The organism is Treponema vincentii (assembly GCF_018336815.1).
Lineage (GTDB): Bacteria > Spirochaetota > Spirochaetia > Treponematales > Treponemataceae > Treponema.
Genome location: NZ_CP050497.1, coordinates 364170 through 385128, shown reverse-complemented (window position 1 = coordinate 385128; position 20959 = coordinate 364170). Strand labels below are relative to the sequence as shown.

Below are 20959 nucleotides of genomic sequence, written 5' to 3'. Positions count from 1 at the left end.
GTATGGCACACAAAGTTCGGATTTCCGATCTGGTATTACGGGATGCGCATCAGTCTTTACATGCAACGCGCATGACAACCGCAGATATGCTGCCTATTTGCAGCAAGCTGGATAGCGTCGGATATTGGAGTTTGGAAGCATGGGGCGGAGCGACGTTCGATTCATGTATCCGTTTTTTAAATGAAGATCCGTGGGAGCGGCTGCGCTCTTTGCATAAGGCGCTGCCGAATACTCCCATTATGATGTTGCTGCGCGGACAAAACTTATTGGGTTACCGACACTATGCCGATGATGTCGTCGATGCGTTTGTAAAAGCTGCTGCCGATAACGGTGTCGGGGTGTTCCGTATCTTTGATGCGCTCAATGACCCGCGCAACCTTAAACGTGCAGCGGATGCAGCAAAGAAAACCGGTAAGCATGTTCAAATGGCGATCTCCTTTGCAACAACTCCGTATCATACTATCGAAAACTATGCGGAACTGGCAAAAACGTATACGGAATTCGGTGCCGATTCCATCTGTATTAAAGATATGGCAGGGCTTTTAAAGCCGATGGAAGCATTCGATTTAGTAACGGCGATTAAAAAGAAGACGAGTATTCCGATCAATATTCATACCCATGCAACAACAGGGCTTTCCGTAGCGACACTGCTTAAAGCAGCGGAAGCGGGAGCGGATATCTTGGACACGGCTATTTCGTCGATGTCGATGGGAACCTCGCACAGCCCAACCGAAACTATGGTAGAAATTTTCCGCGGTACTGAATGGGATACCGGTTTGGATATCAACCTACTCCTCGAAATTGCGGCCTATTTCCGTGAAGTACGCAAACATTACGCTCAGTTTGAATCGAGCTTCCTCGGTGCAGATACCCGTATTCTCGTGTCGCAGGTTCCGGGCGGTATGCTTTCCAACCTTGAAAATCAGCTGCGCGACCTTAAAGCCTCCGACAAAATAGATGCAGTCTTAAAAGAAATCCCGATTGTTCAAAAGGACTGCGGCTATATTCCGCTTGTTACCCCGACCAGCCAGATTGTCGGTACTCAGTCGGTGTTTAATGTGCTGTTCGGACGGTATAAAAAACTGACTGCAGAAACCCGCGACCTGCTTATCGGCCGGTATGGTAAAACGCCCGCTCCGTGCAATGAAGAGCTGGTAAAAGTCGCTTTGGCGGAAGCAAAGATAGAAGCCCCTGTAACGGCACGTCCTGCCGACCTCATCCCTAATGAGCTGGATAAAATAAAAGCCGAAGCAAAGGAAAACGGAGCGGGCAATTCTATCGAAGATGTTCTGACGTATGCGATGTTCCCCAAAGTTGCGCCCAAGTTCTTTAAAGAGCGCAGTAAAGGCCCCGTTGTGTTTACGGGAGCGGAGAAAAAAGCTAAGGGTACCGCGAACGGCAGCGGTTCGTATACGGTAACGGTGAACGGAACCGATTATGCGGTTTCTTCATCTAACGGAACATTCACCGTAAACGGCACCGCATACACAGTCAGCGTAAAAGAAAATACCGGTTCCGCACCAGCTCAAAAAGCGTCAGCGCCTGTATCGGCAAAACCGGCGACAGCTTCATCCGCTGCTTCGGTGGCATCTGTCGCGGCACAACCGGCTGCAGCATCCAAACCTACAGCACAGCAGCCCGCCCCGCAGGGGAAAGCCTCAGTCGGAGTCGGCGGCGAAAAACTTGCTGCGCCCGTTGCCGGTACGTTATTACGCTACACTGTTGCGGAAGGCGCACAGGTTAGCGAGGGACAAACGGTTATCATGCTTGAATCGATGAAGATGGAATTGGAAATCAATGCGCATAAGGCGGGCATTATTCACTTTGTGGCTGCAGCCGGTGTGCAGGTAGCAGAAGGCGACTCACTCGCAGAAATCCGTTAACAGCCGCTCTGCCGGTAATGGACAAAGATATTCGCTTCTCCGGTACCGCTTTTTTATGTTATCGCTAAAAAAAATACGCTGCAGCTGTTGTATGACGGCTGCAGCCGTTTTCGTTTTTACCCTTTCCGCTTTATTTGCGCAGTCTCGCAATCTCACCGTATCAACAGCCGCCTCAGAATATATGGCCTCATCTCAAAATGAGGCGTCCCTCCGTGCCGTTGTTTCTCAGCTTTCGCTTGAAGAAAAAGCGGCGCAAGTACTGATGGTCAATATTGCGGGGAGCAAAACGGCGGATGCAAAAAGCATCGCATCGTTCAAGGGAACCGTTCCGGGCGCCGTGCTTTTATTTGGCTATAATATCGCAGACACGCCCCAAGCGGTTGCAGACTTTTTAGAATCGGCCGCACAAGGATTTCAAAGCACGGCGCAGCGTTCAGGCCGTACTTTTGTCCCGCCGCTTTTTGCACTTGATAACGAGGGCGGCACTGTCTACCGAACCCGCCGCATCACCGCGCCGCTTCCCGCCGCAGAGGAAATCGGCAAGCGTTTTTCCGTCGAGGAAACTGAGGAACTCTACCGGTTATTGGGACAGCAGATGCGGGAGCTTGGTCTCCATCTTAATCTGGCTCCGGTTGCGGAAGCAGGAACGGAAGACGTTGCAACGGCGCTTGGTACGCGGACATTCAGCTCGGAACCGGAACAAGCAGGGCAATACGCCGCCGCTGCAGTACGGGGTATGCAGAACACCGGTATTCTTGCAGCGGTCAAACACTTTCCCGGCAACAGCGCCGCGGATTTACACAAAAGTGCTGCCGAATTAACCGTTGACTATGAAGCCTTCCTCAGCCGCTATTGCTCAGTATTCCAGCCTTCAATTACGGACGATGCGGCAGCGGTTCTCATTTCTCATATTACGGTACCGGCAGTCGAAGCCGCGCCGTTCTGTTTTTCTACAAAAGGAATTGCCCTACTCCGTAATGTATTGGGCTTTTCCGGCCTTATCATCACGGACGATATTGCAATGCAGGCATTAAACCGGAACGGCGCTTCGCCCGAAGAAAACGCCGTGCGTGCAATCGCAGCCGGCTGCGACATGGTTATGTGCTCGCTGTCTAAGATTTATCCGTTGGTTGAAGCCATTGCCGAAAAAGCCCGCACTGATACTGCGTTTGCAAAGCGGCTTGACGAAGCGGTACTGCATGTTTTAACCGCCAAGCAAAAAGTGCAACTCATCGATACAAGCAAGCCTATCTGCCCAGACGGCTTCTTGATACCGCATACACCTGATTGGGAAAAATTTCGACACGCAAAAGAAGCCGCCGTCGTATATGAAAGAAGAAAGGTAGATGCATCAGACGAGTAAATATAAATCACAAAATCGGGAGATTGGGCAAGCATTTGAAGCGCGAAGAAGTTCAACTCTGCTTGAACAGCCTCCCGATTTTGTGGGGAACCTTAAAAAAAATGCCTGATACGTTTACCCTGATATTTTTTCAATAGATTTGACGAAAAGTAAAATTTTTTTTATATTACTTTCAGAAACTAGGAATAAATCCTATAATTGAAAAATTTCTTTAATGTTTTAATATATTGAAGAAAAAGGAGTGTAAACTAAAATCCGTACAAATAGCACGGCTTTTAGTTACTCAAGTTTGCTTAAACGCAAACTTGTATATCATAAGCACGTTCTCACTTCGTTGCGAACGTGCGTAAAAAGTCAATCGAAAGTTGATACTTTCTTCTTGACTTTTTATAGGAGGAACTATGACAGTTACTGTTGATGAAAAAGCAAGAGCTTTTCTTGCAAAACACAATGAAACCAGCGTGTATACCTATTTAGGCGGATGCCGCACGTGAGGCGGCGTCGTACCTCAACCGGCCGTGTTTGCCGGTTCGCCTGATTCGCTCGATGACTACGACACCTATACTGCTGACGGTATTACCGTCTATGTACGCAAGGGCACTCAAACCGAAAACGGCACACTGACCGTTACAGTGGTTAAGATGCTGTGGATGGATTCTTTAGCAGTAGAAGGGATGGCATATTAGCCGTTGAAATTATCCCCGCAGGATGAACGCCTCCGGCAATCGATTTTCAACCTCTTTTGAAAATCGATTGTTGGGGTTACCGAAATGAGATTCCTCTCCTTTTTATCTATTTCAAGATGTTTATCGTCTTTGTAAATACAAATTTAAGACTTTTTCAATCTTGGACATAATTTTAAATGTGTATCCCAATCAAGAGGAAATCCAATATGCTGTAAATCAATATCTTTTGCATAAAGTCGCAGAAGAATTTTCATTTTTTGAAGAATTATATTGTTCCATTTTTCTACATCAGGAAATAAAAATTTTACTGCTTGTAGTTGCCCCCACAAGCGCCGTTCTGCATTTTTCTCCACACTAACAGAAGCCGGAATTGCCGGGAAAATTCTGTAATAGAGGCGTCCATAATGAGCGCAAATATTCCGTAAATCGGTGCAGCACCGTAAATAACTTATGATATTTTTGGGTATATTATTATACAGTTTTTTTGACAGCTCTTTTTGATCTAGACTTAGTAAGTCTGCATAAAAATATGAAAGCATTCCGAATGTAAAGAGTTCCGTTATAACCCACAGAGGGAATTGACCCCCATATTCTTCAATATGATGCTTTACAAACAGGACTTTTTTATTCTTTTCAATCTCGCGCTTAATCATTTCTATAAACTTATTGCTGTCATGTTTCTCAGAAAAAGTATCCGGATTAAGATAGCCCAGAGAGCCATACTTATGTGCATGAAAATACGCAAAATTACACCGTAAGAAAATTTCGATTTCTTCAAGCGCAGATAATAGAATACTCCGTAATTTGCTATCAAATTGATATATCCGATATACTCGCTTAAAAGATGTTTCTCTTTTATATGAGCCATCTTTATTCTTAAACGGAAGGAAATAAGCTGAAAGTCTATAATAATTTATCAACTGCAGCTTTTCTTCGCAGAAGGTGTCATCATCTATAATACATCCGCGCGATTTTAGCAAATATACTTGTTGATCAAAGGTAATAGGATTTTTTACTTGTTTAGTCATAAAAACGTCCTCCCATGGGTCACATCGTTGAGAGGTGCGGGAGGTCCTGTTACAATAATAATAGCATATAATAAATTTGATTGCAATTCTGTATCAAAACATTATTACCAGATACTTTTTGAATATTCTCATTTTCAGCAAAAACTTGTTACTGCTTTACATCATCCACCGTCCATGGCGGAACTTTGTCCGATTTGATGCCTCTCTTCTAAAATCAACACCATCTACCGCATTATACTTAGGTTATAGATTTTCCAAGAAAGGCAAAATAAAATATCGCAGTAAAAAAATAGAGAAATGCACTGACGTAAAAACCGGAAGAAGACGGTGTAAATGCGGAAGCTGCCGCACCGGCGGCAAAATATATGATACCGGACAGATAGTGTACACTGCGTAGCAGCTCTTGCCGTTTTCCACGAATGACTTTTCCCATCGCGAGTCCCGCATCCGTTAAATAGCCGCTAAAATGCGAGGTGCGTATCAATATGCCATTATATGGAATGAACATACCGTTTTGTATGCCGAGTACCATACATGTTATTGAAAGGACAATACGTAATGGCGGCCTTATAACGGCGATCGCGAAAAACACTGTTGAGAAAACCAATAAAAGAATACCGTAGCGTTTTGAGAATGTGCAATCACTCTTATGAAAAAGCATACCGGAGATACATGCTCCGATATAAAAAGAAAGAATAAGCAATAAAAAGGCGGCTGCCTCCGCAACAGCTCCTTTGGAAAGAGTAAGCGCTACACGAGTAATAGTACCAGTGTGATGGCTGACCGCCGTACCGGCTGTAATAAAAAATACACCGTTCAGAAATCCTGCGATAAAAGTTAGCAGATGTATTAATATCGTTAGAATAAGATTGTGTCTTTTGTTCACTCAAATACTATAATCCGATTTTGATAAAAAAGCTACGTGATTTATTCGTACGGAGATTTAATACCTGCTGTTTTTCAGCTACACTCTGCGTCGGGGTTTGTTGATTATCCGAAAAGTGATATAGTACCGGCAGAGGCAACAGTGATTATCCTTGAAGTACAAGACATCTGTAAATATTACGGCACAGGAAAGAAGCGGCAAACCGGCTGCGAACACATCAGTTTTACCGCGGAGGCTGGAGGTATCTACTCCCTGCTCGGATTAAACGGGGCGGGGAAAAGTACGGTATTGAACAGCATCAGCGGGTACCGCTTGCCCTCTTCCGGAGATGTATCGATTTGCGGATATTCCATTTTGAACGAACCGATCGAGGCTAAGCGGAATATCGGGATTTTGTATGAGCAAAACCCGCTCTATGATTTGATGACGGTGCGGGAGTTCTTGCTTTTTACGCTGCAAATGCGCGGTTTCGGTAACGGCGTGCAGCAAGACCTGCTTGACGAGGCGGTTGAGTTTACCGATTTGCAAGAAGTATACGCCAAACGGATTAAAGAGTTATCGAAGGGATACCGGCAGCGGGTAGGGCTTGCGCAAGCGATTATCCATCACCCCCGCCTCGTCCTCTTGGACGAACCCGCGTCCGGCCTTGATCCGTTCCAGCTGAAAGACTTTGAAAAAAAGATACTCGCGCTATCCACGTATGCGGCGGTCATCCTTTGCACCCATCAGCTTGAGCTTGCCGGACGAATATGCTCGCAGCATATCCTGCTCCACAAGGGACGGCAGATTGCCGGAGGAACACGGGCGGAACTTGCTGAGCGTTTATACGAGGACTTCGGCATTGAAGAAGATGCTGCTTCCGATACGCTTTTGTTCAAAACCTTTGAACAGTACGCCGGAGTTACCACCCGCGAGTTCCGTGAATCTGCCGCTTCCGAAGCCGCGGGACGGAAGCGCTCATATTCAGAAACGCCATCATCTGCGGTAGGTGCCGAACAATCGGAAGCCGGTAAGCGGGGGCGGCGATGAATCGTTTTCCGGCGTTTAAGGCGCTTTTTAACAAGGAACTGCATACCCTCATATACAGCCCCGCGCTGTATGCGGCAGCGCTCGTGCTTTACCTCGGGGCGGCGCTTCCGTTTGTGGGTTCAGGATACTGGTTTTCGGCGGGGCTGTCGGACTTCCGCTCTTTTTTCCTCAATCTGCCGTTCCTGTTCTGTATTGTCATTCCCCTGCTTGCGATGAACAGCTGGACTGATGAAAAAAAGCACGGCACCGACCGGCTCCTTGCCGCCTATCCGGTGGATAAACGCCTGCTTGCCGCGGCAAAATATGCAGCCCTGCTCGTCTGTTTTGCAGGAGCCGCCACGCTTACGATGGTAATTCCGCTTTCGGTTATTCCGCTTGTCTATTTTGATTTTTTTCCGTTTTTTCTTTCGTATTGTGCCGTCCTCTTCTTCGGCGCAGCCTTTACCGCATGGTCGCTCGCACTTTCAAATATCTCTGCGCACACCGCTGTCAGCTTTTTGCTCAGCTTTTTTACCGGTATCTTTTTTACCGCAAGCCACGTGCTTGCTCAAGTTTTGCCGCTCCCGTCAGCCATTGTAAAAATACTGCGCTATTGCTCTTTTACGCTTCATTTTGAATCGGCCGCGCGCGGTATTTTCGACACCCGTGATTTCTTCTTCTATATATTGCTCATCGTCGCGGCGCAGGGGCTTTCGGTCTTTTTACTGTACGTTCAGGAGGAAAGCCGATGAAAACAAAACCGATAAACATAAAGATGCGCAGCGTAAAAGAGTACCGTATTCAAGCCCTGCTGCTGGGCGCCATCATAGTAACGGCAGCGCTGCTTTCACAGCGGCTCTATGCCCGGCTTGATATGACAAGGCAGCACACCTATTCGCTTTCAGCCTATACCCGATCGATACTGAACAGCCTCGAAGGAACGGTAACGATTACATGGTTCCGCTCGTATAATATTGACGGGTTTCTGCCGTCGCTGCAATATGTTGAAGACATCCTCGCAGAATATCAGCGTACTGCGGAGGGACGCTGCATCGTGCTATACAAGGATACGGAAGAGCTTTCCCCGCAGCAGCTGAATCAGCTCGGTATTGTCGCTCGACAAATTGAGCGGAACAGCAATAATACGCAGGTGCTGCAAAACCTCTATTCGGGATTGCTCTGCGAATACCGCGGGGAAAGCAGGGTAATTCCGTTCCTCTCCGATATCTACACCCTTGAGGCTGATATTGCGCGTTTCATTTCCGAGATGAATCAGGATGCGCAGGGGAGAAAACTCGACCGCTCCGTTTATGTTGCGTTTCCCGAAGGCGGTGCAGAAAACGGCGCAACGGGTAATTATAGATATGTACTGCCGTGGCTTGAGTATGCGGGTTTTGTATCGATTACGTTGACCAAGCCTTATCCGGAGCTGCACCCCGAAATTCCACTATTGGTCATCGGTTCTTCCTATTTTGATGCCGATATGCTGACGGCTGTTGATACTTTCATTAACAGGCACGGTTCCGCCGTCTTTTTTGTGTCCGCAAACACCGTGGACATCGGCGGCAGCTGGGAGGCAACACCCAAAAAAGATAACGGACTGCTTGAACTGCTCGCCCGCTCCGGCTTTGCGGTGCAGACTAATCTTGTGATGGATCCCGTAAACTTCCGCATGACATTACCGGCCGCCGACGGCACTCGGTACGAGCATATCAACTACCCATTTTGGATTCAGGTGTTCCGGCAGGAGGCGGAAGCCCTTCCTCCGCTGCTATCTGCGGCAAAGCCCGTGCAGTTTTTCTGGCCGTCGGAGGTTGTTTGTACCGCCGCGCGGGGGAAGACGCCGCTTCCGCTGCTTGTTTCAAGCACTCGGTCGGCGCTGCAACAGCCGCCGTATAACACCGACCCGCACGGAACTCAGCTTGCCGCAGCCGCGAATGGAGAACACGCAGCCTATCCGCTTGCAGCCTTCAGCGAGCGGGGCGTCAATGCGGTGAGCGGTATCAGCGGAGCAGACAATGCGCGGCTCTTGGTGGTTGCGGATGAGTATTGCGTGAGTTCCGCCGTAGAATACACAAATTCCGATGCGAATTTGGACTTTATGGTGAATACCGTGTACTGGATTGCGCGGCAGGATGCGCTTTTGCAGCTGAAAAACAAACAGCCGGCGGTTTTGCCTTTCCGCTATTTTGAAAGCGATGCAGCGTTTAACCGTATTATCGCCGCCGCCCGTATCTTTAACCTTGTGCTGGTCACCCTGCTGATTATCGGTGCAGGCGCCGCGCTATACATCCTCCGGCGGAGGAACCGCGCATGAAAAAAGAAACAAAGGTTCTGTTTATCATCCTCTGCGCGCTGCTCTGCTGCTATGCGCTGAGCTTTTTACACCGGTCTTCCCGGGCGGGCGTCTTTTCGAGCAGCTTGATGCATGAACAGGATATCCGCGAGGTTGCGGAAATCCGGTTTTCTATTCCGACAAGGGCTGAACCGGTAGAGATGGGCGAAATGACGCTGATTAAAGAGGGCGCCCGCTTTTATCTCCGCACCGGAAACGGCAGCTATTCGGTCAGGCAGGAAATTATCGGCCGCTTTTTTTCGCTGCTCGGCGCCGGCCGCTCCTTTCTCCCCATATCGGCACGCCCGCAGGATTATCCCGATTACCAAATCGATGACGGACACGCTTCGCGTATTGTCTTTGTGCGGAAGGATAAAACCGTTCTTTCTGAGCTCTTTTTCGGAATGACCGATGCGGCCGGCGCCGGTCGGTATGTGCGGACGGGAACAAGCGTAAAGGTGTTTTTAATCGATAATGCGTTTGAACCTTTTTTAACGGTCGCCGCTCCGTTCTGGCTCGACTTACAGATATATGCGGCGCTTTTCCGTGGCACGGGCATCCAAGGCTTGGAATATGGGAATCACCCTGTAATCCGAACGGAAGCGAACGGCAATGCGTTCCGCGCATTGGAAAACTTTTTAGAAAAATTCTCCTGTATCGACATATACAGTGCGCCGCCATTGCAAAGTCCTCAAACGGTACGGGTGCGTTTAGCGCTCGGCGACGGCACGGAACTGCGATTTTCGTTTACGCCCCTGCAAAGCGGCGACTACGTATTTTTCGACAGCCGCAGTGCGAATGCCTACCTGATCAGCGGGTATACCTGCGAACAGCTGCTCCGGCATATCGATGCGATATGTAATTCGTAATAAGAATAGAAACTAAGGATTGGGTAAAACGCCGTTATGGTGGAGTTCCTCTAAAGGGAAATGCTCATGTATACGACGGTGCGGGTATACACGGCAGGTTTTCTACACCGCTGTTCCAGCTGCTGAATGATTTTTTCGAGCGTTCCTTTTTCCGAACCAAAAGCCTTGCGGATTGCCGTGCCGTATTCGGATTCAGCTGAGAACCAACGGTCGAGTTCCGCCTGTGTTACCAGCCGCTTTTCCTGATAGTCTACTTTTTTCAGCAGCTGTATGCGATAGCCTGCTTTTTCGGCGATATCCGCAACGGTATTCTCCGTCCATGCGGTACGCTTATTTCGGCTGTCGGAAAAAAAATGCGGCCTCGGCATCGGCAAACCGATTTACGGCTTCGTCAGACGGAAGCAGTGCCGACAGCCTCAGCCCCTGTTGTGGAAGCGGGAATGCAAATAAGATACGTGCGCCGCCGGTGTGCTCTTGCGTGATACGGGAAAAGAACGCTGCAAAACCGTCCGCAGTCGCAGCGGGATTATACGAAAGGACGGCATCAAACGCCAGTTCGGGAAAAAGAACCTTACCATCTGGCGAAGCCGCAGCTTTTTCATCGAGCTGAGTAGCGGCAGGTGTTTTTTCACTAGGGTGGGTACAGGCTGGAATAATGGTCATAATCGGACGGTTTAAAAATTCAAAGGTTTCTGCATACCGCTGTGCGGATTGCAAGGCTTCTTGGTGTTCAAATATTCCTGCGGTACATCCGTTAAGGGTGATACGGGTACTCGGCCACAGTAAAAGCCCCCCGTCAGCCCTGTACACCAACACGCGGTCATCGGCGGACAGGTTTGCCAGCCCGATAAGGGTGTCCCGTATCTGCTCCAGTATTTCGGCGCTGCTGCCTTCCGTCCGTGCCTGCCAATCCTCAACCGTAAAGGCATCCTTCTTTCCCTCGGCAGCCTCATATATGGCAGCCAGCTGAGTTTCCCGCTTTGCCAGTACCTCGTTCCGTATCTTTTCTTCATAGCCGGTGTATCCGGGTGTGTAAAATACCCTACCGACCAGTTCATCGGGTAAGTACTGCTGCGCAATCCAGTGGTCACGGTAGGCATGAGGATACAGGTACCCTTCTCCGTGTCCGAGCGATTCTCCATCACGGTTTGCGTCTTTCAGGTGATTCGGCACTTCGGTCTGTTCCTTTTCTACCGCCTTGAGAGCGTCAAAAAAACCGAGCGAGCTGTTCGATTTGGGACATGTCGCAAGATACAGCGCCGCATGGGTCAGATGATACCTTCCCTCCGGCAAACCGATACGGTCAAAGGCTGCCGCCGCGCTTGTAACAACGGTCAGCGCGTGAGGATCGGCAAGTCCGATATCCTCGCAAGCGGATATAAGCATACGCCGAAAGATAAAGTGAGGGGACTCCCCTGCCCGCACCATTCGGGCAAGCCAGTAGAGCGCAGCATCGGGATCGCTCCCTCGGATGGATTTTATAAAGGCACTGATGATATCGTAGTGGTAATCGCCGTCCTTATCGTAGAGTACCGCTTTTTGCTGGATACTTTCCTCAGCGGCCTGCATATCGATGATGATTTCCGTACCGGCAGGCGGCGGCCAGTTATCAACAGAGGTTTCAACGGCTAACTCAAGCGCATTTAAGAGACTGCGAGCATCTCCTGCGGCGGTTTCGACGAGGTGTTCCAATGCGCCTTCGGTAAAAGAAACCTTCCACTTTCCGTAGCCCCGTTCCGTATCCTGCAAGCATCGTTCCACCGTCCGGTACAGATCGGCATCGGTGAGCGCCTTGAGCTGAAATACCCGACTGCGACTCACTAAGGCTTTATTCACTTCAAAAAAAGGATTTTCGGTTGTCGCACCGATAAAGATAACGGTTCCGTTTTCTACCCACGGCAGCAAAGCATCCTGTTGGGCGCGGTTCCATCGGTGTACTTCATCGACAAAGAGGATGGTCGGTTTTCCGTAGAGTTTTTTATATTGTTCCGCCGATGCAATCGCATCGCGTATCTGCTGTACACCTGCAAGGACGGCGTTTAAACTTAAAAAATTACTTTTGGTATGATTGGCAATAACTTGAGCAAGGGTTGTTTTTCCCGTCCCCGGCGGCCCGAAAAAGATAACGGACGAAAGCCTGTCCGCTTGGATCGCTCTTCTTAAAAGCCTCCCTTTTCCGACAATGTGTTCCTGACCGATATACTCGTCAAGACTGCGGGGGCGCATTCGTGCAGCAAGCGGAAGCCGTTCCGCCGCCGCTGCTGTCTCGAATAAATCTTTACTCACGGTTCCATTCTATTCGCTCCGGCTTATAGAGTCCCCACAAGCCGGTATATTTCGCGTTGGGATCGTTTACACCGACATAGACGATATAACCGGTATCGGTATCAAACGCCTTGATGAGATTGATCGTATATTTTCCGACGCTGTTATTATATTGATGAATATTCGCAGGCGGGACAGAAGAATCTGTAGAACCCGCTTGAATCGATTGCGCACCGGTAAGATCAGCGCCTGCGAGTTTAATTTCTCCAAAGCCCTTTATACCGCTGATCAGCACTAACTGCTTGCTCGGCAAATAGGTAATACTTTGCGGGGCACTTACCTTATGTTTGGTGTCTGTCCAAGCACTGCCGTCGTAACAGTACAGCTTGCTATTGTCAAAAACGAAGACAGAACTTGAGGGGCCTTCACAAATACCTTTTAATCCCGATGAAGGACAACCGGCTACCTTTGCACCCGTTTTATCGTAAAGACCGTCTTCCAACAAGCAGTATTCACGTGCTGCGCCTACCGGAAATTTTCCGTTTGACCATGTGCTTGATACCGCACCATTCTCAATGGTACTTATCGTATAGGTTGTTGTCTTTCCGCTCTCTTCTGATTTAATTGCAAACACAATATTCGTTCCAATAACAGACTGCGCTGTCACTCCGGACACCTTACTCCAAGATGAAGCGGTCGTGTCATACTTATGAATCGTAAAGGTATCGCCTTGCCCGAATGCGGCATAGAGAAGCTTATTGGTGTCGTCGGCGGCAAGCCCCGTACAAAGACCCGAGGGGCACCCGCTCATCTCCGACCATTTTCCTCTGTTTCCCTTTGCCTTGTAATATATTTTTCCGTTTGAAGCATATAACGTATTGCTAATCTCAACTATTCCGCGGATTAATCCTTTAACGGAAGCAGGATTGAGTTTTACCTCCTGCTCTATCGCAGCGAATATCGGAGAGTTTTTACATGTTGATAAACCAATTATGACAGAAATTACAAAAGCGACTGCAAAAAATTCTTTTCTTCATAGATGTCATCCTTTTTTAGAAGTGATACCGGGCGGCAAAACCGATATTTAAGAAGTTCCCAGTACGATTAAAGCTTTTGTCTTTATACCATTGCGGAACAATATCCCATGATAATTCGCCGCCGAACGACCATTCAGGAGAATACTGATAGAAAACGCCCGCCTGCGGTCTAAAGAACAGGCTGAAATACCGTGTACCGTTATAAGACTGAAAATCACCGCCGATCCCGAAAGTGAGCGGAATACGGAATTTGTCGATTGCAAAGGTATATCCTGAATTGATTGTAAAAGGAATAGCAAAATAGAGATTGCTGCCGCGTGTTAAGTGAAAGGTAAAAGCAATATCACCCCCGATCGAGACCCCTTTCGTCAGATAATGAGTATAACCGAGGAAGATGCTGCCGCCCGGATAGATATTAGTTTTAATTGCAAACTTATTCGGCGAGGTATTAAAAAGCGGTATACCCAGCTGTAAACCCATGCGGATAAACTGGTCGCCCTTCCGAATCGGTTCATAGACATAAGCGGTGATAGGGGCTTGCGCAGACGGCGTTTCCGGTTCTTGAGTTTCGGCAGCTTCTTGCGCAAAGATATTCCATATCAAAACAGAAAAAAAGAAAAATAACCAACAACGTTTCATAAAGGAATTCAACTCCATCTCATTTTAAGGGATTGGGTCGCTCTAAAAACTTAGATATGGATTTTTAGAGGTTCCCGATAAAACAATATCAAACTTGTCTTGTAAGGCGCTGTTAAACAATCACTCTATACTATAAGTTACAGAAGCGCCGGCGTTAACCAAGCGATGTCCCATGCATAGAGCGCTAATGCAATCAGCCCCATACTAATCAGTAATAGCGGTGCATTTTTCCATTGAGCGCTCACATTGCTTTCCTCAACTCTCCGTTTGACGGCACAGAGAATAAACGACCAGACAAGCATACTTGCCAAAGCGCTAAGCACAATGGCAATCAATTCGATATAGGTGAAAGCTTGATAGAGGGCAAAGATAACAGTACCGCCGGAAAACAAACGCTCCCGTATCAGTCGGCTTTCCGTACGTTTTAAAAGTATTCGATATAAGACCAAATCGCACAGATACACAATTATCAATGCAACAACCGGTGTTATACTGACGATATCGAGCGGTAATAAAAGAGAGAATTCAAGCAGCCGGCTGAGCGACGCAGCAATAAGCATTATCGCGCCGTCCCGTAGAATAAACGAAATAATCACACGGGTTGAACGCGCATTCATCGAAAGGCGCTCCAAGCCGATACCATGCAAAAAAATTAATGAAGCAGGGAAAGTATAAAAAAAGATTAAGGATGCAATAAACATACGGCGTCTCCCTATAGCCGACTTCGATATGATTCATCGGTTTGAAACGGTAAAAGTTCACCCTTATGAAAACTGCGGAAAAGCCAGAGTGCGATGCCGAACATCATAAGAACACCGGCGCTGCTCCCCAAAAATGTAAGCGGCAAAGAAAACGGGATAAGTGTAATGCTGAATAAGCCGGAGCGGATAGGTAAAGAAACCGTACCGAACACAACAAGTTCCCTCAATATCGAAACAGCTGCTAAGAGAATTGAATAGAGTATCGGCATTTCAAACGGATATTGGCTTGAATCATACATACCGATACTGATAATCAGTATATACGAAAATCCAACCATATAGATGTATCTTTCAAGGCTAATTGCCATAACAGGAAAAATCACCCCTACGATTTGTGCATATAATGCTGCCGCAAGAATAATATCAAGGTAGAGTACAATATGAGAAAACTTATCAATTTTAAAATAATCGATAAACATCTTGCTTACGATTCCGACTGCCAAAAGGAACCAAAATTCCGCAATAAAGATCAGGCCTTCAGCAAAATGGGCTGCGAGGGGGATGATCGGACATAAACCTAAAAAAAAGACGACCGATTTATTGACCATAACTATCCCTCCTGCTTCTTCATCAATATGTCAATTCTATTTCGGTACATTGCAATGGTTGACGGCGTTATCCCGTAACGCTCTGCCTGCACCGGAAGAGCATCAATCCCTGCAAGTCCGCAGAAGACGCAACCGATTGAGCGTTCATAAAAAAAGACTGCAGGATAAACACCGTACTTACCGGTTAGAGGAAGCATAAATACAAACGCTTCGCGTCCGGAGTATGAGGCGGATAATACGGCTTTGAACGGCAAACCGGATAAACCTGTATTATCAAGCCAGCTAACAGTTATTTGCCGCCCTTTAAAACCCGGATATGCACGGCAAAGCTTTTCTGCAGCGGCGGTCAGATAGCGGGTATCCGCCTTTTTCCGTAGATACGACAGCCCTAAAAATGAGGCTAAGAATACAAGCAAAATTCCGGCAAGCGCGGCATATTTTTTTAAAAGGTGTTTTGCAGCATCGGTCATAATGCACCTCGTCGTCTTTTATAAAAATATGCTTCCAGCCACTCGATGAGGGGTGTGAGGCAATCGGCAAATAAGACGGCAAAAGGAATACCAGCCGGTATAGCGCCGGGACCGGCAATACAAAACGCGAAAATACCGGTCAGTATGCCGGTGATAAACCTCCCTTCCCATGAGCGGGGAATGGAGCCGCTGTCGTTCATGACAAAAAAGGCCGAAAAAAGAGCACCGCTCGTCAATATCGCAGATAATATATCCCCCTGTCCGTATGCACTTGCCTGCGCTGCGGACGGAAATAGATATACCAGCAGCCCATAAATGAGCAAAAATGTAAAAGGCAGCGTTTTATGAATCGTTTTTACTGACAGCAGTACGATTGAAGAACATAATGTTAAGAGATTATACCGGAACGCCGGTACCGTTGATGGATAATGAAGAAACAGTCCGATATACCCTTCCGGCAGCGTTACATCAACTCCATGCAGAAATGTCGAATTAAACATCGAAGTTATATATTGATCTGCCGGTGTCTGCAACAGACCGGAGCCTTCCAGCGCTGCAAAAACGCTACCGCCGGAGATTATCCGATCAAGAGCGACCGGTTGTACAAAGCAATCGGGCTTGCACACTGCAGCAATGCAGGCAGCAAGCATAACCGGATTAATCCATGAGGAACCTTTTCCACCGAAAACACCCCAGCTGAAAAAATAACTCATAAACGCGATTAAAAAGCTAAAAACAAAACCGCCATTAACCGGCAGAAAAAAACCTATCAATAAGCCGGTTACGAACGCATGGATATCAAAGCGGATTCTACCTTGCAGATACCCGATAAGAAAAGACACAAGCGTTGCAGCCGCTCCGGCAGTTATGATCAGAAAGATGCTTGCAAAATCGTGCATAATCCCCATAGCAATAAGCTGAAGCGATAAAAGACTTAATACCAGAATTGCCGTATTCCGCGCATTCATACCGGTATAGACGTAGGGGGCAGGAGAAAGCATGGTACGGTTATACGGCATAACTATCTCCTCTCTCTGCTGCCGATTTGATAATCGCGCTTAACGGAATACGCACCGGACATACTGCCGAACAACAGGCACAGCCGCTGCATAACGCAATAGAGCGCAGCGTTTCGGCAGTGTACCGATTTCTTTGAATCCGGCGTACCGTATTTATCGGGTCGATATATGCGGGGCAGCTCCGCAGGCATTGTCCGCAATGGGTGCATTCGTCCAGTTGTTGTTGAATATCAATATCGGTACCGACCGCGTGGATCGATTTAATCCCCTTACCGGCGGGTAAGTCTAAACTGTCAACCAATGTTCCACGCAATAAGCCATTCAGAATGATATGCGTATTTTTGCTTTTAAAGCCGCCGCATTCTTCTATGAGGTGGCCGATCGGTGTACCGATGCGTACTTTAATAACCGTGGCGTGTTCCAATGTCTTGCCGGTAAGGAGTAAGTACGTTGTCAGCATCGGTTGATTATGCTGCACCGATTCATAAACCGACAAAGCAGTCAAAGCGTCGATCACGACAGCATCTTTTTCGGCTGAACGGGTATGGGCATTTCCTGCAGGATAGGTTTGCGGAACGGTGAGATGCGCAAGATCGCGGTCGGAAATAACGGTTCCGATCGTATCAAAAAGGGCACGGTCTTTTTTTTCCATACCTGTTTCAACGATAATTTTCGCAGCCCCTGCCGCATGAGCAATAATATCAATTCCTTCTGCGACTTCGCGGATAAACCGGCGGGCTAAAAAAGAATCCAGCATACAGGTAGGGTCTTTATCGTAAAGCATAACGGTAAGCGTTTTTATACCTTGCTTTACAGCCATCCTGATCTCTTCTGCAAGAGAAACCGTTTCTCCTGAAGTATTAACTAAACCGGCAAGGTCGATGAAGTGAAGAAGCCCTGTTTGATCGCTTTGTTTCCACAGATACGGAGTGCGTCGTTTACCCAGTATGCTGAAGCCACCCCCTGTTTTGATATGAAGTCCGCGGAATGAATGACCATTTGGAAGCTGCGCGTCAACAATTCCCGACACAATGCCGGGAACCGAGGCATGGACGTGCGCCGATAAGCTGTTACCTGCGCGAGCGACCATCTGTCCCTCATTCACAAAATCTCCGACGGAGACTAAGGGAAGGCTACTCGTTTGTGTTTTTGATGCAAGCGGTACCAGCGTATATTGCGGCAGAAAAGCATTTCCTTCGAATTGGGGATCCAAGCGGATATATTTTGCTTGCTGTTGTCCCCGTTTAAATCGTATAAATTCCATCATCGTATTTTGCTCATTATAATCAGAACACAGGGAAATAACAACGTGCCGAGGATAATAAAAAATGCAATAACAGGACTCAGTGTGGATACATATAAAAGACGATAGGCTGCAGCGGAAAAACCGGCTTGAGCTATCAGCATCTTCTCTAACGGGAGCAGCGCCAGTCGCTCGTTTCTTAATGCACGGAGAATAAACACCGTATCGAAGGAATATATAACCCTTTCGTCACGATGCAGCTTTCCATCTGAATCCTCATGATAGGAATCAAAGTATATCCGCATATTCGGGGTAAGCGGCGGTAACGGTTCATGAACATTGAGATAAGGTAAAGCCGCCGTATACCAATAATCTTCTATATAGTTACTTAAATCGGGGAGATAATCCTGCGGCCGCGATGCCTGCACGGTAAAAAAACCTGAATCGGTAAACGGAATCGGCGACCGTGAAACCGGCTGCGGCACGTTCAGTTTAGCGGCAGCAGGGCTTAAACGGTTTGTTGATAATACAAGCGGGATAACTGCGGAAACAAATAGCAAGGCGCCGGTCAGTATGGTTGCATTGATGGCATATCGAGTATTCCAAAACTGTGCCCATGATTGCGGATGCATCGCAAACAGCTTTAACGAAGGATGTTGGCGGTATCGCTCCAGATACGTTTCTCTTATCTGCAAAAAGCTGTGCACTGAAAAGAGCATACCTGCCGATAACAGCAACGCCAACAAGAAAAAGCAAAGGGGAACGATGCCATCGATGACCGCAGTCAACAGCGGAGCCGCAGGAAGAACGAGCATAAACCTGTTATGCTTAATCCGTTCTTTAAGCTGCTTCCATGGGATTGCCAGTTCATTTTCCAGCGCCTCAAGCCAGTATGCAGCGGTTAATATGCTTAAAAGAGCAGTCGCGGATGATAAACTGCTTTTAACGCAGAATGCATAGCAGACAAAGCTGAACGCAGCGGCAAAAAACAGCAGTTTTTTACGGGAATTGGCAATGCAGTAGGCAAACAGAATAAGCGCAAGAAGTCCTTGTATCGGACTATATGGAATAGCGGCTTCAAGAAAAAAATGCGCTCGTTTACCGTAGAGTGAAAAATAGAACGAAAGGTATTTAAAAATCGAAGTATACGGAAGATAAAGATATTGGTATCCGCCGTCATCATCGCGGAACCATCGAGTATAGCGTTCGGTATCGGTAAACGGAAAGCGTTCATGCCGACCGGTTCCTAGTAATGAAAAGCGGCTCGAAACGGAAAACTCCGATGCGGTACCCGAGATGCCGACTTCCTCTGCAGCAGAGATATAGGGTTCAATATCATCCGAGCAGGGAACCGCTGCTATCCGATATCCGTCCCATGTAGGAGCATAAAAACGGAGAGGAAAGATGATAAAAAGCAAGAGGATTCCGGTTGCGATGAACGCCGACAAGAAATATAAAAAACCGTTCAGCCGCTTCATGGGTTATACTGTATAATAGAGTGAAAAATAACTTCCGATTACAACACCGAGAATCATACCGGCAAAAACTTCAACAGGGGTATGGCCTTGAACTTCTTTGACAGGCTTAAAAGATGTATTCATTATTTCGGCCATTTTTGCGCCTACTTCGTTTAACATTTTTGCTTGAAGTCCACTTGAGCGGCGAACTCCCATTGCGTCCCTAATAACAATCATCGCAGAAAAAATAGAAAAAATAAATAAATCCGAAGAAACGCCCTGTTTAAAACCGATTGTAGTCGAGAGAGCCGTCACAAGAGCAGAGTGGCTTGAGGGCATACCACCCGTGCGCCATACCAATAAGTCGAAAAAGACCGGCAGAGAATGTACTGATGATCCGCAAAATCCGATGAATGTTTTGATAAATTGACTCAAAAGCCAGCTTGTAATGGCTGCTAAAAAAATCGGGTTTTGGGCTACAATCTTAACTTGTGTAAAAAAAACCTGCATCTTGTGGACAGTTTTGTACAATTAACAGCTTTTGTCAAGCACTGTCTTTTAAAGAAGCCGTCCAGTATTGCATGAGGATGCCGAATGCGACTGCGACATTGAGCGAGGCTTTGATGCCCTTCATTGGAATGCTGACAATACCGGCGGAAACGCTTTTGAGAGCTTCCGCGCTGAGTCCCAGTTCTTCGGAGCCGAGCAGTACAACACCTTGCTTGGGGAAAGAAAAAGAGGTAATCGGAGTGCCGCCTGTTTCAAGCGCAAAGACGGGAAGGTCGGCAGGCAGAGCTTCAAGCGGACAATACTCCCACGGCAAAAAGCGGATGCACCCCATCGCCGAGCGCTGCGCACGAGGTTGTTCCGGCGAAACGCAGTCCTCCGACAGCAGTAATTTCTCTGCGCCGAAAGCCTCCGCGGTACGAAATATGGAGCCGAGGTTAAAGGGTGCACGGATATCTTCGGCATACACATAGACCCCCGGATAAAACGGGCGCGGTACAGGAAGTGCCGGAGGGGGCGCGTCAGTCTGTGTTTCAGTGTATGGCAGTGACACATTCAGCGCAGCAATATCGTGCTTTGGTATGGCGGTACCGTAGCGCAGCCCCGGAGCGATTAAATCCCATTCGGAAGGCTGTACGTCGCTTTGCCGGTACAGCGCATGACGCAGCGTATTAAACAGTACACGGTAATCTCCGGCGGTCAGCGTTTCCGCGTGTAAGGCGGACGTATACGTTTTAACGGCAGTGGTAATAACAGGATCGGAAGGATAGATTGACGCAAGGTGCGCGCAAAGCCCTTCAACGTAAAATGAATCGCAAGAAAGCAGAACAGCTGAATACGGTAAATCCGGCGAAACGACAACGCATTCAACTTCAAGTATCTCAAGAATTTTGATAATCTTACGTATCTTTTGGGTATTAGGAAGCCGGATAAGCTTAAAAAGCTCAATCATGCG

General features: G+C 47.6%; 21 protein-coding genes. 7 read left to right on the top strand and 14 right to left on the bottom strand.

Annotation, left to right across the window (positions count from 1 at the left end; all coding sequences use genetic code 11):
* Positions 1–2: 2 nt before the first annotated feature.
* From oadA to GWP40_RS13215, 3 genes are all read left to right on the top strand, one after another.
* Entirely contained in the window at positions 3–1883 is a 1881-nt protein-coding gene (gene oadA / locus GWP40_RS01835) for a sodium-extruding oxaloacetate decarboxylase subunit alpha (protein WP_212565815.1), read from the top strand.
* A gap of 91 nt (positions 1884–1974) precedes the next feature.
* A complete protein-coding gene (locus tag GWP40_RS01830) occupies positions 1975–3246 on the top strand; it encodes a glycoside hydrolase family 3 N-terminal domain-containing protein (RefSeq protein ID WP_230974536.1) in 1272 nt (423 codons plus the stop codon).
* 401 nt (positions 3247–3647) lie between these two features.
* Complete coding sequence (locus GWP40_RS13215) at positions 3648–3932, top strand: CC/Se motif family (seleno)protein (RefSeq protein WP_269140248.1); 285 nt, start codon at positions 3648–3650, stop codon at positions 3930–3932.
* A gap of 143 nt (positions 3933–4075) precedes the next feature.
* Here the strand turns inward: GWP40_RS13215 and GWP40_RS01820 are convergent, their stop codons facing one another.
* Together GWP40_RS01820 and GWP40_RS01815 are read right to left on the bottom strand one after the other, a co-directional pair.
* On the bottom strand, positions 4076–4960 hold the full coding sequence (locus GWP40_RS01820; protein ID WP_212565812.1) for an Abi family protein: 885 nt from the start codon (positions 4958–4960) through the stop codon (positions 4076–4078).
* A gap of 238 nt (positions 4961–5198) precedes the next feature.
* On the bottom strand, positions 5199–5846 hold the full coding sequence (locus tag GWP40_RS01815; RefSeq protein ID WP_212565811.1) for a YoaK family protein: 648 nt from the start codon (positions 5844–5846) through the stop codon (positions 5199–5201).
* A 141-nt stretch (positions 5847–5987) separates the two neighbouring features.
* On the opposite strand from GWP40_RS01815, the gene GWP40_RS01810 reads away from it, so the two are divergent.
* The 4 genes from GWP40_RS01810 to GWP40_RS01795 are packed head-to-tail and all read left to right on the top strand — an operon-like array spanning position 5988 to position 10058.
* Positions 5988–6875 carry an ABC transporter ATP-binding protein gene (locus GWP40_RS01810; RefSeq protein WP_212565810.1) on the top strand — a complete coding sequence of 296 codons (888 nt, stop codon included), beginning with the start codon at positions 5988–5990 and terminating at the stop codon, positions 6873–6875.
* Positions 6872–7606 (top strand): ABC transporter permease, encoded by a 735-nt coding sequence (locus GWP40_RS01805; protein ID WP_212565809.1) that lies wholly within the window; start codon positions 6872–6874, stop codon positions 7604–7606. Before GWP40_RS01810 ends, GWP40_RS01805 begins: the two co-directional genes overlap by 4 nt.
* Complete coding sequence (locus tag GWP40_RS01800) at positions 7603–9171, top strand: Gldg family protein (RefSeq protein ID WP_212565808.1); 1569 nt, start codon at positions 7603–7605, stop codon at positions 9169–9171. Before GWP40_RS01805 ends, GWP40_RS01800 begins: the two co-directional genes overlap by 4 nt.
* Complete coding sequence (locus GWP40_RS01795; protein ID WP_212565807.1) at positions 9168–10058, top strand: DUF4340 domain-containing protein; 891 nt, start codon at positions 9168–9170, stop codon at positions 10056–10058. The genes GWP40_RS01800 and GWP40_RS01795 overlap by 4 nt, the downstream gene beginning before the upstream one ends.
* 50 nt (positions 10059–10108) lie before the next feature.
* On the opposite strand, the gene GWP40_RS13535 is transcribed toward GWP40_RS01795, so the two are convergent.
* The 12 genes from GWP40_RS13535 to GWP40_RS01740 all read right to left on the bottom strand — a co-directional run bounded on the left by GWP40_RS13535 (position 10109) and on the right by GWP40_RS01740 (position 20956).
* On the bottom strand, positions 10109–10426 hold the full coding sequence (locus tag GWP40_RS13535) for a hypothetical protein (RefSeq protein WP_230974535.1): 318 nt from the start codon (positions 10424–10426) through the stop codon (positions 10109–10111).
* Positions 10389–12344: an AAA family ATPase gene (locus tag GWP40_RS01790; protein ID WP_414162753.1), complete on the bottom strand. Its 1956-nt coding sequence runs from the start codon at positions 12342–12344 to the stop codon at positions 10389–10391. The genes GWP40_RS13535 and GWP40_RS01790 overlap by 38 nt, the downstream gene beginning before the upstream one ends.
* Positions 12337–13134: a hypothetical protein gene (locus tag GWP40_RS01785; protein ID WP_230974534.1), complete on the bottom strand. Its 798-nt coding sequence runs from the start codon at positions 13132–13134 to the stop codon at positions 12337–12339. The genes GWP40_RS01790 and GWP40_RS01785 overlap by 8 nt, the downstream gene beginning before the upstream one ends.
* 241 nt (positions 13135–13375) lie before the next feature.
* On the bottom strand, positions 13376–13999 hold the full coding sequence (locus GWP40_RS01780) for a TP0733 family outer membrane beta-barrel protein (protein WP_212565806.1): 624 nt from the start codon (positions 13997–13999) through the stop codon (positions 13376–13378).
* Between the two features lie 137 nt (positions 14000–14136).
* Positions 14137–14700: a hypothetical protein gene (locus GWP40_RS01775; RefSeq protein ID WP_212565805.1), complete on the bottom strand. Its 564-nt coding sequence runs from the start codon at positions 14698–14700 to the stop codon at positions 14137–14139.
* Positions 14701–14711: 11 nt separating this feature from the next.
* A complete protein-coding gene (locus GWP40_RS01770) occupies positions 14712–15308 on the bottom strand; it encodes a hypothetical protein (protein ID WP_212565804.1) in 597 nt (198 codons plus the stop codon).
* Between the two features lie 2 nt (positions 15309–15310).
* A complete protein-coding gene (locus GWP40_RS01765) occupies positions 15311–15778 on the bottom strand; it encodes a hypothetical protein (protein WP_212565803.1) in 468 nt (155 codons plus the stop codon).
* A complete protein-coding gene (locus tag GWP40_RS01760; protein ID WP_212565802.1) occupies positions 15775–16797 on the bottom strand; it encodes an RnfABCDGE type electron transport complex subunit D in 1023 nt (340 codons plus the stop codon). The genes GWP40_RS01765 and GWP40_RS01760 overlap by 4 nt, the downstream gene beginning before the upstream one ends.
* Entirely contained in the window at positions 16787–18064 is a 1278-nt protein-coding gene (locus tag GWP40_RS01755; RefSeq protein ID WP_212565801.1) for a 4Fe-4S dicluster domain-containing protein, read from the bottom strand. The genes GWP40_RS01760 and GWP40_RS01755 overlap by 11 nt, the downstream gene beginning before the upstream one ends.
* Complete coding sequence (locus GWP40_RS01750; protein ID WP_212565800.1) at positions 18061–19518, bottom strand: hypothetical protein; 1458 nt, start codon at positions 19516–19518, stop codon at positions 18061–18063. The genes GWP40_RS01755 and GWP40_RS01750 overlap by 4 nt, the downstream gene beginning before the upstream one ends.
* 3 nt (positions 19519–19521) lie before the next feature.
* On the bottom strand, positions 19522–20007 hold the full coding sequence (locus GWP40_RS01745; RefSeq protein WP_212565799.1) for a divergent PAP2 family protein: 486 nt from the start codon (positions 20005–20007) through the stop codon (positions 19522–19524).
* A 34-nt stretch (positions 20008–20041) separates the two neighbouring features.
* Positions 20042–20956, bottom strand: coding sequence for a TrmH family RNA methyltransferase (locus tag GWP40_RS01740; protein ID WP_212565798.1), 915 nt, complete (start codon positions 20954–20956; stop codon positions 20042–20044).
* Between the last annotated feature and the right edge of the window lie 3 nt (positions 20957–20959).